The organism is Sediminicola sp. 1XM1-17, assembly GCF_037203765.1.
GTDB lineage: Bacteria > Bacteroidota > Bacteroidia > Flavobacteriales > Flavobacteriaceae > Sediminicola.
Genome location: NZ_JBBCAS010000003.1, coordinates 105,287 through 121,907, shown reverse-complemented (window position 1 = coordinate 121,907; position 16,621 = coordinate 105,287). Strand labels below are relative to the sequence as shown.

Below are 16,621 nucleotides of genomic sequence, written 5' to 3'. Positions count from 1 at the left end.
TAAAAAATAAAAAATTATGTTAATAATTAATGGTTTGATGTAGTAATGATGTAGTGAGATATTAACTTATTCTGAGATAACAAACCGAATTAAACTAAGGACCTATACCCCTTATTTAAAGGTGATTAGAAAGTTGGAAATGTTTTGGTCAGCATCCAGACCCAATTTTTTCCGCAACCTATAACGATGTATCTCCACCCCTCTTGTTGAGATGCCCATCAGTGGAGCTATTTCCTTTGATGAATGGTTCATTTTTAAATAGGCACATAATTTGAGGTCCTTGGGCGTTAACTCTGGGAAGGATTCAAGCAATCTTTCAAAGAAGTCCTCGTGGAGTTCTTTGAAATTTATTTCAAATCTTTTCCAATCCTCATCATTATTAATAGAGTCATCCAATTTCTTAATGAATGATCTATACTTTTTTTGGTTACCAAATTTATCCTTGTTCAGCAAAAGGATACTTTTTAGTTCCAGGATCAGCTCATTCTTTTTGGTCACATTCAAAATACTCCCTGCCAGTTCTTTTTGTTTCTGCCGTACTTCCTTGGCCAATTTTTCCTTTTCAAGTTCCTGCAACCGCTCTTCTTGCTCTTTATTGATACGCTCCAACAGCTTACCCTGCTCTCTCGCTAATTTTTTGCGGTTATATTTCCTGATTGAAAATAAAAACAAAACAATGACCAGTACATAGGCCACAATACAGATATCGGACCAATACCATGGCGGGGCTATTTCAAAGGAAATTTCCAAGGGAAGGGATTTTTCATTATCGATGTTAACCGTATACACCTCTAGACTATATTTTCCAAAGGGCAGATTTTGGAATCTTAGTGTGCCATTGTCAGTATATTTAGCCTGTTCTTCAGCTCCATTGAGTACGTAATAATAACGGGGTTGGGCAATCAAAGGAGATGCCACTTGAATAGTGAGCTCCCGAGCAGGAACAAACCCAATAGAAATTGGCTTTCCCGTTAATGTATGCAAAGTATCTTGATCTTTGAAGAAGCTCAGTTTGGGGGACGGGATCTTATCATTTTCAAGATTGCTCTTTAATTTTTTAAGATTAAGCTTTCCAAAGCCATCCCCAAGAGTAAAATAATATATGGAGTCATTTTGTTTCATGACATTTTCTGAATCAGGAACCAACCTTCTTACCAATTGATTCCCAGCAATCATCAGATTGTCCTTGTTAAGATCCGTAAATATTATTTCCTTGTTTCCTTCATTGTCAATAAACCAAAAATGGTTCTCATCATAGCTTACCAGATCTTTGTTGGCAAATGGCCCAAACTCATCAAACCTTGTAATTTTCCCCACAATGGGCTCGTATTTAAACCACTGTCCGTCACTGCGAATGACTATTTGGTTTTTAATGTTATACAGTTTAACATTAAAGTTATTTGGAATTTCTCCCTGATCAAAAACTTGGATATCATCCTCTTTTATAAAGCTATAGTCCTTATCAATCTTAACCCTGTACAATCCTTTATATGGATGGGCAACCCATAAGGTATTTGGATTTTCGAAATTCAATTGTTTTATTGGGAAATTCAAACCTACAACCCGCAAGGAACTCCACCTTCCACTATCATCTTTTTCATAATGAACAATACCGTTATAAGTTCCCTGGAGATAAGAATTGCCCTTTTCCGGAATCTTGACCATGGTATATCCTCCGGATAACCCAAATACGGACTCAAATTTATCTTTATCAACCTTAAACGTACCAGAATTGTGGCCACAAAAAAGTTCATCACCAATAACCTGTAAGTCCCATACGTGCCCCTGGGAACCCTTCACAAATTTAAGTTCGTCATCCTTGAAATAATAAACTCCCGTGTTACTGCCCAAAAAAAGTGTCCCTCTGTAAAATGCCATGTCATATACAGTCCCCAGAACACCTGTATGGTCCGTAAAGTAGGTAATTGGCGCATCCAATTGAACTCTGTCTATGCCATTGTCTAGCCCTAACCACAATTGCCCCTTATGCGCTATCATGGAGAGTACGGTATTGTTTTGAAGTCCAGTCTCCCTTTTGATGTTTTCCACCTTTTCCGTATCGCTGTCATATATATACACTCCCCTTTTTATGGTACCAAATGCAAGCTTACCATCAGATAGCTGTATCATCTTGTTCAATTGGTGTTGATTTAAAATGGAAGTCAGACTAGGGCCCCACGGGCTAAGTTCGTCGTCTTTCAATAGGAAACAGCCTTTTTGCTTGGTCCCTAGGAGCAGCCCATCATTGAATGGAATCAGATCTACAATTTGGGCATTGCCAAGTTGACTATTATCGATAATTGGAAGTAGTTGATTTTGAGACAATCTATAGATTCCGCTATCATTATCCACAACGATTATATCTCCATTAAAATCTATTAAATTGGTAACAACTGTATATGGATTGATTACTTGGATACTATCATCTTGATATTTATAGATTCTTGAAAATGATCTGAAGTAAATACCATTGCCACTTGGAACTATCTGCCAAAATTCTTCACTATTGAACTTGTGACCGCTGATCAAATGGGTCAGGGAACTATACTCCAAGGAGCCTTTCCCATTTTTTTCCCAGTATCCAAATTCCTCATAGGAGCCGGTATATATTTTGTCCCCAATAATCACTACGGAACGGACGACTGTCTTGTTGGGAAGTCTATAAAGGTTCCATTGCTCCCCGTTGAAATGTAGCAAACCCTTATTATTTGCCACAAATAACTCCCCATCCTTGTCAACAGACAGCCCCCAATTCTGTCCAGCGGCATTGTATTCAAAAATGGGATAATTATAAATAGGGGGCAACAATTCCTGTCCGCCTAAGAAATTGGACATTCCCAGGGTAAGCAGAAGTAATAATACTCGTAAATTCATATGGCCTAAATATAACTGGTAGCTATTTAAGTAAATGTAAATAAAACAAAATAATTGCCGGTTCCCTAAAACTTGGTTTATATAAGAAAGGTCTAACCTAAAGTACTATTGGAGAATTTCACGATAAGATAAAGGCCCAATGCCGAACTATGCAAACAAAACCACACCATCCTGCGAAATGAACGCATTTTGAGGTAGAAAAGTCTCTAATTTATATTTTGATGTTCCCCCATGGAATGGTGCTCAAAGGAAAAGCCCCAAAAACAAGAAAGGCTTCCAGTTTCCTGAAAGCCTTGATATTCTTGTGATCGCGCCACGATTCGAACGTGGGACCGTCTGCTTAGAAGGCAGATGCTCTATCCAGCTGAGCTACGCGACCATTGTCGGGGTGGCAGGATTCGAACCTGCGGCCTCCTGCTCCCAAAGCAGGCGCGATAACCGGGCTACGCTACACCCCGAAAACCGACAATGTGGATATGTCAATAAGTCAAATCTAAAAGAAAAAAAAGCGGAGAGACAGGGACTCGAACCCTGGCGACAGTTACCCGTCGACAGATTAGCAATCTGCTCCGTTACCACTCCGGCACCTCTCCAATAATCTTTAAGATCGCGCATATAAAAATGCGGTTGCAAATGTACTTTTTCATATCCGAGAACGCAACTATTTTTTGACTTTTTTTATCGGAATATTTTTCGCGACCAAAATCCTATTCAGGGTACTCTACCCTAAGATGGTAGATATTAGTGAGTTTCTGCTTCATAACCTTCTTAATGGTCTCAATTTCCTTGAAGGTAATATTCGCATTCAAGAACTGATTTGCATTCATTTGACCCGAAATGATCCTATTCACAAACTCATCAATGATCAAAAAAGTAGGGTTTTTCAAACTTTTGGATGCCGCCTCTATGGAGTCGGCCATCATTAATATAGCGGTTTCCTTGGAAAAGGGTATTGGCCCCGGATATCTAAAATCGGTTTCATCCGCCCCCTCTTCCATTTCCATTTGCTTCTTGTAAAAATAATATACCAGGGTTGTCCCATGGTGCACCCTAATAAAATCTATCACCCGATCTGGAAGATTGTTCTTCCTTGCAATCTCCACTCCTTCTATAACATGATCAATAATGATCTTTGCACTGTCCTTGGGCAATAGTTCGTCATGGGGGTTTACATTGGTAATCTGATTCTCGGTAAAATACGTTGGGTTGTTCATTTTTCCGATATCATGATACAATGCCCCCACCCTGACCAACATGGCATTGGCCCCTATTTCGTTCGCAGCTGCTTCTGCCAAATTAGCAACCTGTAAGGAATGGTGAAAGGTACCCGGGGCTTTATTGGAAAGCTCCTTTAACAGTTTGCTATTGGTATCCGACAGCTCTAAAAGTGATACATCCGACACCAATCCGAAGATTTTTTCATAGATGTAAATTAAAGGCTGTACAAAGAGGGTGATCATACCATTGAGGAGGAAAAGGCCAAAAACCAACCACTGTATATCATCCAAATTGCCCTCATGGATGATATGGAAGGCAAAATATCCCACCATATAGATCAAGGTGATCTCTGTGACCGAAATAAACAGATTGGCCCTTTTATAAAGTTCGGACACCGTTAAAATGGTAACAATTCCTGCCATGATCTGAAGAAATATATACTCAAAACTGTTCGGGACAACAAACCCCAATATCAACACAGTAAGCACATGGACAAACAAGCCCAAACGAGCATCAAAGAAGGTCTTCACGATCAAAGGAAGAATACACAAAGGAACCACAAAAACATAGGTTTCATCGTACTTGACCACCAAGGTAGTCACAAAAACCATGAGGAGAATGTTGAAGAAGATAAAGGTAACCTTGGTATTGTTCCGAAAGGTTACCGGCCTATATTTTTTGAGGAACAGAAGAAGCATCAGCAACACCAATGCCACCAAAACGATATACCCGAAAAGTATAAAATAATAATTGTTGGCTGCCCAAAGTTCAGATTCATATTCTTCCTTTAAAGAATTGAGAATCTTAAAGTTTTCTGCTTCAACAACTTCCCCCTTTACAATGATAAGTTTGCCCTCATCAATGTTGCCACGGGTAGTAGAGAGTTCAGAAAATTCATTTTCCAGCTCCTTCTGAGATAGGTTCTCATCATAAAAAACATTTGGCTTAATGACTTCAAAGAACAATTCTTGATATTGGGGTGAAAATTTGCCGAGACCTCTTTGGCCCAGTTCCCTATCAACAAGATCGGCAATTTCCTGTAACTTATAAAAATCAGAGTAATTGAGCCTTTTGGCCTCATTGCCCTTCACCAGATAAAGATTGTCCTTCGTATTGATGCCGTTCGACTTAAGAACGCCATGGCCATAGATCTCATCCAATATTTCATATCCTGCCTTTTTAAGGGAGGTAAATTGGCCCATTTTTAGTTTGTACCCGGAAAAAAGGGTGTCAAACTTTCTTTCGAAAGCATAATAGACCTCTTTTTGCAAATCCTCATCATAGTCGTAGTAGTCGATAAGATTGGCTTGGATGGCCAGCTTTTCCTTGGCTATTTCCTCATCGGTTTTTTTGATGGAAAAATCAAACGGGGCATAGAGGTTATCATACTGCCAAGGTTTTCCTTTTTGGAACTCATACTTGAACTTACCTCCTTTGGGAAAAAAGAAAACGACCAAGAAGACGGAAATCGCATATAAAATATACTTGTATATGAGTGATTGATTCTTGTAAAGCCGATCTAAAAATTTCCTCATATAACTTGGTATCTGCACCAAAAATAGAAAAATATATATTTAAAAAAGGCTTTTACCAATAGAACCATGTTCTTTGCGCTTTAATTTATTAATTTCGCAATATCATTTATAAAATTAGACATGAAAGAAGTAGTTATTGTATCTGTTGCCAGAACTCCCATAGGCAGTTTTATGGGGGCATTATCCAGTATTCCAGCTCCAAAATTGGGCGCCATCGCGATCAAAGGGGCCTTGGATAAAATCAATTTGGACCCGAAGTTGGTCGAAGAGGTTTTAATGGGCAATGTGGTGCAGGCTGGAACGGGACAAGCTCCCGCCAGACAAGCAGCTATTTTTGCCGGGATTCCGGACACCGTTCCATGTACCACAGTAAATAAGGTATGTGCTTCCGGAATGAAGACCGTTATGCAGGCCGCTCAAAGTATTGCTCTTGGGGATGCTTCCATCATTGTTGCCGGAGGAATGGAAAACATGAGCTCCATACCTCATTATGTTCATATGAGAAATGGACAGAAATTTGGACCTACCACTTTAATAGATGGGATGCAAAAGGATGGTCTGGTAGATGCCTATGACCAAAATGCCATGGGTACTTGTGCAGATGCCTGCGCTACGGAATATAAATTCTCAAGGGAAGATCAGGATGCCTATGCCGTGCAGTCTTATGAAAGATCTGCCGCTGCCTGGAAGGCCGGAAAATTCAATAATGAGGTGGTCCCCGTAGAGGTACCTCAGCGCAGGGGAGAGCCTGTAATCGTAAATGAAGATGAAGAATACAAGAACGTTCGTTTGGACAAAATACCGACCCTAAGACCTGCGTTCTCAAAAGATGGCACGGTTACGGCCGCCAACGCTTCCACCATAAATGACGGTGCCGCAGCCTTGGTATTGATGAGTGCCGATAAGGCCAAAGAATTAAACTTAACGCCATTGGCCACCATAAAAAGTTATGCAGATGCTGCCCAGGAACCAAAATGGTTCACCACGGCACCATCCAAAGCCCTACCAAAAGCCTTGGCCAAAGCAGGTATTACCAAAGATCAAGTAGATTATTTTGAATTCAATGAAGCCTTTGCCGTTGTAGGTTTGGCCAATATGAAAATCCTTGGATTGACAGATGCCAACGTAAATGTCAATGGAGGCGCTGTGTCCTTGGGTCACCCATTGGGATGCTCCGGAGCCAGGATTATCATAACCCTATTAAGCGTTATGGAACAGAACAACGGTAAGATAGGTGCAGCGGCTATTTGTAATGGTGGTGGTGGTGCTTCAGCAATTGTATTGGAGAAAAAATAATTTATTTCTGTAAAGCAAATTTATGCAATACGGTATTTGCCACCTGAGTATTGTTCCTGTAAGAGCTATCGCCGATGATGTCAGCGAAATGGTCACGCAACTTTTGTACGGAGACCATTTTAAGGTTTTGGAGCAACGAAAATATTGGAGTAAAATCCGTATTGCGTTTGATGCTACCGAGGGGTGGATAAGCAACAATCAGATGGTCTTGATCTCGGAGGAAGATTACCAAACGGCCCATACCAATAGCCCTATAAAAAATACGTCCGATCTCGTTTCCTTTGTAAGCACGGAAAGCGATATGCTGATTCCCATAGTAATTGGATCCACCATACAGAACATAGATTTGGTAGCCCATCAATTCGATGGAAATTATATTGAGGGTGTCAACGACAAAAGCACCCTATTGGACACTGCTCTTTTATACTTGAACACACCATATTTATGGGGCGGTAAAACCCCTTTTGGAATTGATGCCTCTGGCCTTACCCAGATGGTCTATAAAATTAACGGTTACCAGCTGCTCCGTACAGCTTCCCAACAGGCTTCACAAGGAGAGCCTTTAAGTTTTATTGAAGAAAGCGAAGCTGGAGATCTGGCCTTTTTCGACAACAATGAGGGAGTTATTGACCATGTAGGAATCATCATGCCCAACAATTATGTCATCCACGCCCAGGGCAAGGTAAGAATTGACCGCATAGATCACACCGGGATTTTCAATGCGGAAACAAGAAGTTACACCCATCAACTCCGGGTCATCAAAAAAATCATCTAATAAAAAAAGCCTTCGAATTTTCGAAGGCTTTTTCTTTTATTATTGATATCAGGATTATTCTCCCAATAGCTTCTTCATTCTCATAAAGTTTTCATTGTCACCCAAGGCACCGTAGATGTTTTTCAATTGTGTCAATATTCCTTGGTTATCAGGATTCATTTTCAAAGCAGCCTCCAATACAGCGGCTCCTTCTTTGAACAAGCTATCCTTTTTCTCTTTTAACTCATTGTATTTGGCGATATCAGCCTTAGAGTTACCCAACTTGTTCATGTCATCGATTAGACCGTTTCCTTCGTTCACATAGGTAGTGGACAAGTTCAATTGGGCATTTACATACCCAGGGTTGATTTCCAAAGCACGCTTATAAGCAGCCCTTGCCTCTTCCATATTTCCTTGCTCCATATTGATTACTCCAATGTTGTAAAAAAGATCTGGATTATCCGGAGCCACCTCAGTAGCCTCTGCCATCAATGCCTTGAACTTTTCCTTATCCCCTAATTTGAAATACAAATTGGCTTCGTTCAAAATTAGATTTACATCTGTAGGATCATTTGCCCTTGCATCTTTGTAAGCCTCCAAAGCTTTATCGTCCTGTCCCAATTGAGTATAGATCAAAGCAATGTTCTTAACGATCTCAGAGCTCTTAGAAGGTGTTTTTTCATCCTTTGGGTCCTTATAGGTCCCAGATTTTACCATTAGATCTCTTTGATTTTTGGCCATCTCCTCAACTTCTCCCGTCTCAATATTAACGGCAGAATATTTCATTTCGCTACCATTATAACCCAAGTCCTTCAACTCATTGTAGTAGGTAAGGGCCTGCTCGTAGTGACCTCCGTTAACAGCACTGCTCGCTGCATAATAAAGATAAATGGTGTCCTTCTTACTTAAGTTATAGCTCATGTACAACTTTTCACCAGCTTCCTTAAAACGCTTTTCTTGATTGTCCGTTACGGCAGAATTAACCAGATCAGCAGAAATAGCGCTTAATTTTTGCTGTGCTTCTGCAGTGTATTTTTGTTTTCCTGTTTGGGCTTCCAAAGCAATTAGGTCGTTATATCCCTTGATAGCAACATCAAATGCGGCAGCATCTCCCTTCTGGGCCAAATCTTTATAGATATCCCCTCTCAGGAGGTAATACTCTGCCTTCATTTTTTCATCTGCATTTCCAATTAAGGAAGCAGCACTCTCAATAGCCGCTTTTGCCGCTTTGGCGTCACCAGACTTCAATGCTTTTTCAGCAGACTTTATTTCATTTTTTTGCGAAAATCCGACCAAAGAATACGATAAGGCCGCAAGTATTAAAAATTTAGTTTTCATTTTCAATGTATTAATAGTTATTGTGTGTTTAATAATTATTCTTCTGTTTGGGTATCTGTATTATCAAGAGCCGTGCCATTCTCCGTATCAACTTCAATATCCTTAATATCGGTATCTACCACATCCTCTTCTTCTTTCATGACCTTGGCCACTGCAGCAATGGAATCGTTTCCTTTGATATTGATCAGTCTCACCCCTTGGGTGGCCCTTCCCATTACCCTAAGATCTTCCACACTCATTCGGATGGCTATCCCCGATTTATTGATGATCATAAGATCATCTGAATCAGAAACGTTCTTAATGGCAACCAGTCCACCGGTCTTATCGGTTATGGATATGGTCTTTACCCCTTTTCCTCCCCTATTGGTAATCCTATAGTCATCTATACTGGAACGCTTGCCATAACCATTTTCAGAAACCACAAGAATTTCTTCGTCGAAGTCATGGACTGAAACCATTCCGATCACCTCATCGTTGTCATCTGCCAAAGTAACCCCTCTTACTCCGGAGGCATTTCTTCCCATAGGTCTGGTTTTGCTCTCTTCGAAACGGATCGCCTTTCCGGATTTCAATCCAAGGAAGATCTGACTGGTACCCGTGGTCAATTTGGCTTCTAGCAACTCATCACCTTCCCTCACTCCAATGGCATTGATACCATTCTGTCTCGGTCTGGAATATTGCTCCAAGGAGGTCTTTTTCACAATCCCTTTCTTGGTTGCCATAATGACATAATGATTGTTCACGTACTCTTCATCTTTCAGGTCTTGGGTACAAATAAAGGCCTTTACCATATCATCTTGCTCAATATTGATCAAGTTTTGAATGGCGCGCCCTTTGGAGGTCCTACTGCCTTCTGGAATCTCATAAACCCTCATCCAGAAACACTTACCTTTCTGGGTAAAGAACAACATGTACTGATGGTTGGTTCCTACAAATAAATACTCCAAGAAGTCTTCATTCCTTGTAGAAGATGCCTTTTGACCAACACCACCCCTATTTTGGGTCTTATATTCCGACAAGGATGTTCTTTTGATGTAACCCGCATGTGAAATGGTAATGACCACCTGCTCATCTGGGATCATATCCTCCATACTTAGATCTCCACCAGCAAAATTGATCTCGGAACGTCTTGGATCACCATATTTCTCTTTCATCTCCAAAAGCTCTTCTTTGATGATGTCCATTCTGCGCTCTTTCCTTGCCAAGATATCTTTCAAGTCTTCAATCGTCGCCAAAACTTCCTCGTATTCTGAACGCAATTTGTCCTGCTCCAGACCGGTAAGCTGACGAAGACGCATTTCAACAATGGCCTTGGCCTGAATCTCCGATAATTTAAATCGCTCGATCAAATTATCCCGAGCCTCATCAGCATTTGAAGACGCCCTGATTATTGCAATTACCTCGTCTATATTGTCCGAAGCAATGATAAGCCCCTCTAGGATATGAGCCCTATCCTCTGCCTTTTTCAGGTCAAATTCTGTTCTTCTCACCACTACCTCGTGACGGTGCTCCACAAAATAATGGATCATTTCCTTCACATTCAACAATTGTGGCCTGCCCTTGACCAATGCAATGTTGTTGACACTGAAGGACGATTGCAGAGCGGTGTATTTATATAAGGTATTCAAAACGATATTGGGTATGGCATCCCTTTTTAGGATGTACACAATACGCATACCGTTCCTATCCGATTCATCTCGGATGCTGGATATACCTTCTATCTTTTTTTCATTGACAAGATCGGCCGTCTTTTTGATCATGTCCGCCTTATTTACCTGGTAAGGTATTTCGGTAACGATGATACATTCCTTGCCCTGCACCTCCTCTATATTGGCCTTGGCTCGCATCACAACCCTACCACGACCAGTTTTGAAAGCTTCCACGACACCGTCATAGCCATAGATAATCCCTCCTGTTGGAAAATCTGGAGCTTTAATGTGCTTGATCAGCTCATCGACCTCAATGTCGTTATCATCAATATAGGCAACGGTCCCATCCACAACTTCAGATAAATTGTGGGGCGGCATATTGGTTGCCATACCCACGGCAATACCCGATGCTCCATTCACCAATAAGTTTGGTATTTTGGTTGGCAGTACTGTAGGCTCTTTAAGGGAGTCATCAAAGTTTAGTTGATGGTCTACCGTATCCTTTTCTATATCAGCCAACATTTCGTCGGCAATTTTACGCATACGGGCCTCCGTATATCGCATCGCTGCCGGACTATCACCATCAATGGAACCAAAGTTACCCTGTCCGTCTACCAACATGTAGCGCAAACTCCATTCCTGCGCCATACGCACCATGGAATCATATACAGAGGTATCCCCATGCGGGTGATACTTACCCAAAACCTCACCGACAATCCTCGCAGATTTCTTGTGAGCACTATTTGATCTAACACCTAACTCGTGCATCCCGTACAAAACCCTGCGGTGAACCGGCTTTAGACCGTCCCTAACATCAGGTAGGGCACGTGACACAATGACCGACATTGAATAATCAATGTAGGCAGATTTCATTTCATCCTCAATGTTAATCGGAATTAATTTTTCCCCTTCCGCCATATTAAAAAATCGTATATACTAAATTGGTTAAAAAATCATGCCAATATACGGAAAATCAAAGCGTACACGGCATATTAATGACACTTTATCCAATATTTTATTAACACTTTCACTACTTGATTTAGTTGATAATTTGAATGTTAATTTTTTTGTAAATAACCCTTTTTTTCGTCAATTAGACGGAGATTATAAAAATATGGGTACAGTATTTGCCTTAGATAGTATTAGATTTACTATTTTTAATGAAGAAAGGAATAATTTATGGATGATAATTTTTCGCCAAGGGTAAAAGATGTAATTGCCTATAGTAAAGAGGAAGCGTTGAGGCTGGGCCATGATTTCATTGGTACAGAGCATCTTATGCTAGGGCTTTTGCGCGATGGAAATGGCAAGGCAATCAGTATTTTGGATGCATTGGATGTAGATTTGGACCACTTAAGAAGAAAAGTTGAGATATTGAGTCCCGCCAATCCCAACCCGGGCAACATACAAAAAGATAAAAAGAACCTACATTTGACTAGGCAAGCTGAGCGCGCCCTAAAAACTACGTTTCTGGAAGCAAAATTGTTCCAGAGCTCTTCTATTAATACAGCCCATCTCTTACTTTGTATACTGAGAAATGAGAACGACCCTACAACAAAGTTGCTCCACAAGCTCAAGGTAGATTATGATGGCGTCAAAGAACAATTCAAATCAATGATTACCAGTGATGATGATTATATAGACACTCCAAGAGCTGAATCTTTTCCCAATGACTCCGATGAGAGCAATGAGGGCAAGGAAAGTACTTTCGGAGGATCTTCCAGCGCACAGAAAGGAAGCAAAAAATCCAAAACCCCGGTATTGGACAACTTCGGCAGGGACTTGACCCAAATGGCAGAGGAAAACAAATTGGATCCCGTTGTTGGAAGAGAAAAAGAAATCGAAAGGGTCTCACAGATCCTAAGCAGAAGAAAAAAGAACAATCCGCTATTGATAGGAGAACCAGGCGTTGGTAAGAGTGCCATTGCCGAAGGTTTGGCCCTGCGGATCATCAATAAAAAAGTATCGCGCATCCTGTACAACAAAAGGGTGGTCACCCTAGACCTGGCGTCTTTGGTCGCTGGCACAAAATATCGTGGGCAGTTCGAGGAACGCATGAAAGCGGTCATGAACGAATTGGAAAAAAATGATGACATTATTTTGTTCATCGATGAAATCCATACCATTGTTGGTGCCGGTGGGGCCACAGGAAGTCTTGACGCCTCCAATATGTTCAAACCTGCTTTGGCAAGGGGCGAAATCCAATGTATAGGTGCCACCACTTTGGACGAATACAGACAGTATATCGAAAAGGACGGCGCACTGGAACGTCGTTTTCAGAAGGTAATCGTAGAGCCCACTTCGGTAGAGGAAACCATAGAAATCCTTAAAAATATCAAGGGAAAATATGAGGACCACCACAATGTGATCTATACCGATGAAGCGATCATTGCCTGCGTAAAACTGACCAACCGCTACATGACCGATAGGTTTTTACCGGACAAGGCCATTGATGCCCTTGATGAAGCTGGATCCCGAGTACACATTATAAACATGGATGTACCCAAGCAGATCTTGGAGCTGGAAAAACAATTGGAAGATGTGCGCGACCTGAAAAACAGCGTTGTTAAAAAACAGCGTTACGAAGAGGCCGCAAAACTCAGGGACGATGAGAAGCGATTGGAAAAAGACCTGGCCATAGCCCAAGAAAAATGGGAAGAGGACAGCAAATTGCACAGAGAAACAGTTTCCGAGGACAATGTGGCAGACGTGGTATCCATGATGAGTGGAATTCCAGTGAACAGAATCGCTCAAACGGAAAGCAATAAGCTCGCAGAATTGCCGGCATTGATCAAATCCAACGTAATTGGACAGGATGAAGCCGTAGCAAAAGTAGCTAAAGCCATACAGCGAAATAGGGCCGGACTAAAAGATCCGGACAAACCTATCGGCTCCTTTATCTTCCTAGGTCAAACTGGGGTAGGAAAAACACAATTGGCCAAGGTATTGGCAAAGGAACTGTTCGACTCCGAAGATGCGTTGATCCGTATCGACATGAGTGAGTACATGGAAAAATTCGCGATATCCAGATTGGTAGGAGCACCTCCAGGATATGTGGGCTATGAAGAAGGTGGACAGTTGACCGAAAAGGTAAGACGCAAACCATATTCCGTAATACTTCTTGACGAAGTGGAAAAAGCCCATCCCGATGTCTTTAATATGCTTTTACAAGTCTTGGATGATGGCTTCTTGACAGACAGTCTTGGTAGAAAAATTGATTTCAGGAATACCATCATCATCATGACCTCCAATATCGGAGCCAGACAATTGAAAGATTTTGGGCAGGGTGTTGGATTTGGAACAGCGGCCATGAAGGCACAGACAGACTCCCATCAAAAAGGGGTCATAGAGAATGCCCTAAAGAAGGCGTTTGCCCCAGAATTCCTGAATAGGATAGATGATGTGGTCGTGTTCAACCCACTGGAAAGAGAAGACATCCATAAGATCATTGATATTGAGCTTCGCAAATTGTTCGCCAGAATCAAGGACATTGGATATATCCTGAACCTAACAGACAAGGCCAAGGATTATATTGCCGAAAAAGGTTTCGACAAACAGTACGGCGCAAGGCCATTGAAAAGAGCCATTCAGAAATATATTGAGGATGCACTCGCTGAAGAAATTGTCAATTCCAAATTGAATGAAGGCGATAGTATCTTTATGGACCTAGATGAGAAAAAAGAAGAACTTACCATAGAAATAAAAAAGGCCGAGGAATCTTCCAAGACCTAAATTTTGTAAGAATTTAAACAAGAAGGAGTCGAATAAATCGACTCCTTTTTTTTGTTAAAAAACATAGGATGTAGGAATAAATGGACAACTTATCCGCTTACAGTACACAACAAACGATATTTGAGCTCTTAATCTAATATTTTTCCCTAAAATTAGCTCTTCAACTACTTTCGTATTCGAGGAACACTATAAACAATACGAAATGAAAGTCGGGCACACCAAGAAGACTATTATCGTAAGGGAATATCAATTAGAAACAGGAGTAGTACAAGTATTTGATAACTATATGGTAGCCATTTTTGAAGAAGGCGTTACCATGACCCTTGAAAGGGCATTTCAAATTATTGGGATTTCTGAAATTCACTTTAGAGAGAAGGAATTTGGCTATATCAGCCTCCGTAAAAACTCCTATGCCATTGACCCTACGGTTTACAATTATCTTAGAGAAATGGAAAATCTTAAAGCTTTCGCCATTGTTTCCGTAAAGGAAATTGATATGCACAATTTTAAGATTGAAAAAATGTTCTATAAAAAACCTATGAAATTCTTTATAGAATATGACAACGCCCTAGCTTGGGTAAAAAAGCGCGTAGGAACCAAATAGATTTTATTCCATTTCATCCTGCGAATCGGATGCCTGATGGACATTGAAGAGGTCCAAAAAAGCATCACCTATAAAATCTATGATTTCAGAGGCCGTCAAAGCCTGATACCCACATTGCTCCACAGCAAGATCCCCCGATCTTCCATGTAAATAAATCGCAAACACCGTAGCTCTCAAGGAATCATATCCTTGGGCTATCAGACCTGTGATCATCCCTGTAAGGACATCACCACTACCGGCCGTGGCCATTCCAGGGTTTCCCGTGCTATTGATATATCCTTTTCCGTTGAATAGGGTGATTGTATGGGCTCCCTTGATGACCAATATCAGGTCGTTTTGTTTGGAAAAGTCCTTTGCTTTTTCCAATTTTTCAAAATCGTCCTGCCAACTGCCAATAAGCCGCTCCAATTCTTTGGGGTGTGGGGTAAGTACAGATTGATCCGGAATCAGCTCCAACATATCCTTGTGTTTGGATATTATATTGATTGCATCTGCATCAATGACCAAAGGTGTCTTATTGGTTTTTAGGAATTTCTTCAATGCCCCAACCGTAATTTCATCCTGACCAATGCCTATGCCCAAACCAATCACAGTGGGATCCACATCAAATTGAATATCGGAAACCACTTTATGATCGGTATCCGTGATCACCATCGCTTCTGGCAATGCTGTCTGCAGGGGAATATAGCCACATTGTGGAACAAAGGCAGTCACCAAACCGCTTCCCGTATTCAAACAAGCATCAGCAGCCAAAATTACAGCTCCTATTTTCCCATAACTTCCCCCTATAATCAAGGAATGCCCGTAGGTTCCTTTGTGGGAGAACTTTTCCCGAGGCATATACCAAGGTAAAATCTCATTCTTGCCAATGAGCTCGTATTCATTGTCAACCGCATCCAAATAATCCTTGTCCAACCCAATATCCAATACCTCCCATTGATTGCTATAGATTCCTGTTTCCGGTAAAAGGAAAACCAATTTGGGAGCTTGAAAACTCAATACATGGTTGGCCCGAACAATGCTGTTCTTGTTTTCTGGTGCCTTATCCACAAAAAGACCCGAAGGCACATCTACAGATAGTACAAATGCACCAGAACTGTTCAGGTGCTGAATAATTTTGATCACCCATGGTTCAGGGGTTCTGTTAAGCCCAATGCCAAAAATGGCGTCCACAACGATATCCTCCTTGTTTATTTGGGGAAGTGCATCCTTGGGACCCATAAAACCGGGCCATATTTTTCGTTCCTTTAACCTGTCCAAGTTCAATAAAAAATCATGGGAACGCCTCTCACTGTAGCTGACCACATGTACATGGATAAGATATCCGTGTTCCTGTAAGAGCCGGGCCAATACCAATCCGTCACCCCCATTATTGCCTATGCCACAAAATAAATGGATCTTAACCGGGGCACCCTGAAGCCTTAGATGCAACCAATTGAACAGCTGTGTCGCGGCTCGCTCCATCAGTTCATCACTTGTAATACGCTGATTTGCAATTGTGTTTTTATCAGCTTCGTATATCTGTTGGGAGGTAAAAATCTTCATTCACTAAAAAAATTATACAAAAATTGACGATATTGTAAAAATATTCCCAATCATTTGATTACCTATTCAAAAATAC

Annotated in this window: 9 protein-coding genes and 3 tRNA genes; 4 read left to right on the top strand and 8 right to left on the bottom strand. The window is 41.1% G+C overall.

Annotated features, from left to right (window positions below; translation table 11 throughout):
• Window positions 1-111: 111 nt before the first annotated feature.
• The 5 genes from WAA86_RS06000 to WAA86_RS05980 all read right to left on the bottom strand — a co-directional run bounded on the left by WAA86_RS06000 (window position 112) and on the right by WAA86_RS05980 (window position 5,627).
• The gene (locus WAA86_RS06000; RefSeq protein WP_337300083.1) at window positions 112-2,874 is read right to left on the bottom strand and encodes a helix-turn-helix and ligand-binding sensor domain-containing protein; all 2,763 of its coding nucleotides are present in this window, start codon (window positions 2,872-2,874) and stop codon (window positions 112-114) included.
• A 305-nt stretch (window positions 2,875-3,179) separates the two neighbouring features.
• Window positions 3,180-3,253, bottom strand: a tRNA-Arg gene (locus WAA86_RS05995).
• 4 nt (window positions 3,254-3,257) lie between these two features.
• Window positions 3,258-3,332, bottom strand: a tRNA-Pro gene (locus tag WAA86_RS05990).
• 51 nt (window positions 3,333-3,383) lie between these two features.
• Window positions 3,384-3,467 (bottom strand) — tRNA-Ser (locus tag WAA86_RS05985).
• 114 nt (window positions 3,468-3,581) lie between these two features.
• Entirely contained in the window at window positions 3,582-5,627 is a 2,046-nt protein-coding gene (locus WAA86_RS05980; RefSeq protein ID WP_337300082.1) for an HD family phosphohydrolase, read from the bottom strand.
• Between the two features lie 120 nt (window positions 5,628-5,747).
• On the opposite strand from WAA86_RS05980, the gene WAA86_RS05975 reads away from it, so the two are divergent.
• Complete coding sequence (locus WAA86_RS05975) at window positions 5,748-6,923, top strand: acetyl-CoA C-acyltransferase (RefSeq protein WP_337300081.1); 1,176 nt, start codon at window positions 5,748-5,750, stop codon at window positions 6,921-6,923.
• A 22-nt stretch (window positions 6,924-6,945) separates the two neighbouring features.
• Complete coding sequence (locus WAA86_RS05970) at window positions 6,946-7,698, top strand: C40 family peptidase (RefSeq protein ID WP_337300080.1); 753 nt, start codon at window positions 6,946-6,948, stop codon at window positions 7,696-7,698.
• Between the two features lie 54 nt (window positions 7,699-7,752).
• Here the strand turns inward: WAA86_RS05970 and WAA86_RS05965 are convergent, their stop codons facing one another.
• Together WAA86_RS05965 and gyrA are read right to left on the bottom strand one after the other, a co-directional pair.
• Window positions 7,753-9,015, bottom strand: a complete 1,263-nt coding sequence (locus tag WAA86_RS05965) for a tetratricopeptide repeat protein (RefSeq protein ID WP_337300079.1) — start codon at window positions 9,013-9,015, stop codon at window positions 7,753-7,755.
• 35 nt (window positions 9,016-9,050) lie between these two features.
• Window positions 9,051-11,582 (bottom strand): DNA gyrase subunit A, encoded by a 2,532-nt coding sequence (gene gyrA, locus WAA86_RS05960; RefSeq protein ID WP_337300078.1) that lies wholly within the window; start codon window positions 11,580-11,582, stop codon window positions 9,051-9,053.
• Window positions 11,583-11,843: 261 nt separating this feature from the next.
• Between gyrA and WAA86_RS05955 the strand changes: the two genes are divergently transcribed.
• Window positions 11,844-14,396, top strand: a complete 2,553-nt coding sequence (locus WAA86_RS05955) for an ATP-dependent Clp protease ATP-binding subunit (protein WP_337300077.1) — start codon at window positions 11,844-11,846, stop codon at window positions 14,394-14,396.
• Window positions 14,397-14,598: 202 nt separating this feature from the next.
• Window positions 14,599-15,000 carry an STAS/SEC14 domain-containing protein gene (locus WAA86_RS05950; RefSeq protein WP_337300076.1) on the top strand — a complete coding sequence of 134 codons (402 nt, stop codon included), beginning with the start codon at window positions 14,599-14,601 and terminating at the stop codon, window positions 14,998-15,000.
• A gap of 3 nt (window positions 15,001-15,003) precedes the next feature.
• Here the strand turns inward: WAA86_RS05950 and WAA86_RS05945 are convergent, their stop codons facing one another.
• The gene (locus WAA86_RS05945) at window positions 15,004-16,545 is read right to left on the bottom strand and encodes an NAD(P)H-hydrate dehydratase (protein WP_337300075.1); all 1,542 of its coding nucleotides are present in this window, start codon (window positions 16,543-16,545) and stop codon (window positions 15,004-15,006) included.
• Window positions 16,546-16,621: the final 76 nt, after the last annotated feature.

What these genes read in the sequence shown, in the direction of transcription:
- WAA86_RS06000 (WP_337300083.1), bottom strand. Translation starts at nt 2,874, where the DNA reads ATGAATTTACGAGTATTATTACTTCTGCTTACCCTGGGAATGTCCAAT.
- WAA86_RS05980 (WP_337300082.1), bottom strand. Translation starts at nt 5,627, where the DNA reads ATGAGGAAATTTTTAGATCGGCTTTACAAGAATCAATCACTCATATAC.
- WAA86_RS05975 (WP_337300081.1), top strand. Translation starts at nt 5,748, where the DNA reads ATGAAAGAAGTAGTTATTGTATCTGTTGCCAGAACTCCCATAGGCAGT.
- WAA86_RS05970 (WP_337300080.1), top strand. Translation starts at nt 6,946, where the DNA reads ATGCAATACGGTATTTGCCACCTGAGTATTGTTCCTGTAAGAGCTATC.
- WAA86_RS05965 (WP_337300079.1), bottom strand. Translation starts at nt 9,015, where the DNA reads ATGAAAACTAAATTTTTAATACTTGCGGCCTTATCGTATTCTTTGGTC.
- gyrA (WP_337300078.1), bottom strand. Translation starts at nt 11,582, where the DNA reads ATGGCGGAAGGGGAAAAATTAATTCCGATTAACATTGAGGATGAAATG.
- WAA86_RS05955 (WP_337300077.1), top strand. Translation starts at nt 11,844, where the DNA reads ATGGATGATAATTTTTCGCCAAGGGTAAAAGATGTAATTGCCTATAGT.
- WAA86_RS05950 (WP_337300076.1), top strand. Translation starts at nt 14,599, where the DNA reads ATGAAAGTCGGGCACACCAAGAAGACTATTATCGTAAGGGAATATCAA.
- WAA86_RS05945 (WP_337300075.1), bottom strand. Translation starts at nt 16,545, where the DNA reads ATGAAGATTTTTACCTCCCAACAGATATACGAAGCTGATAAAAACACA.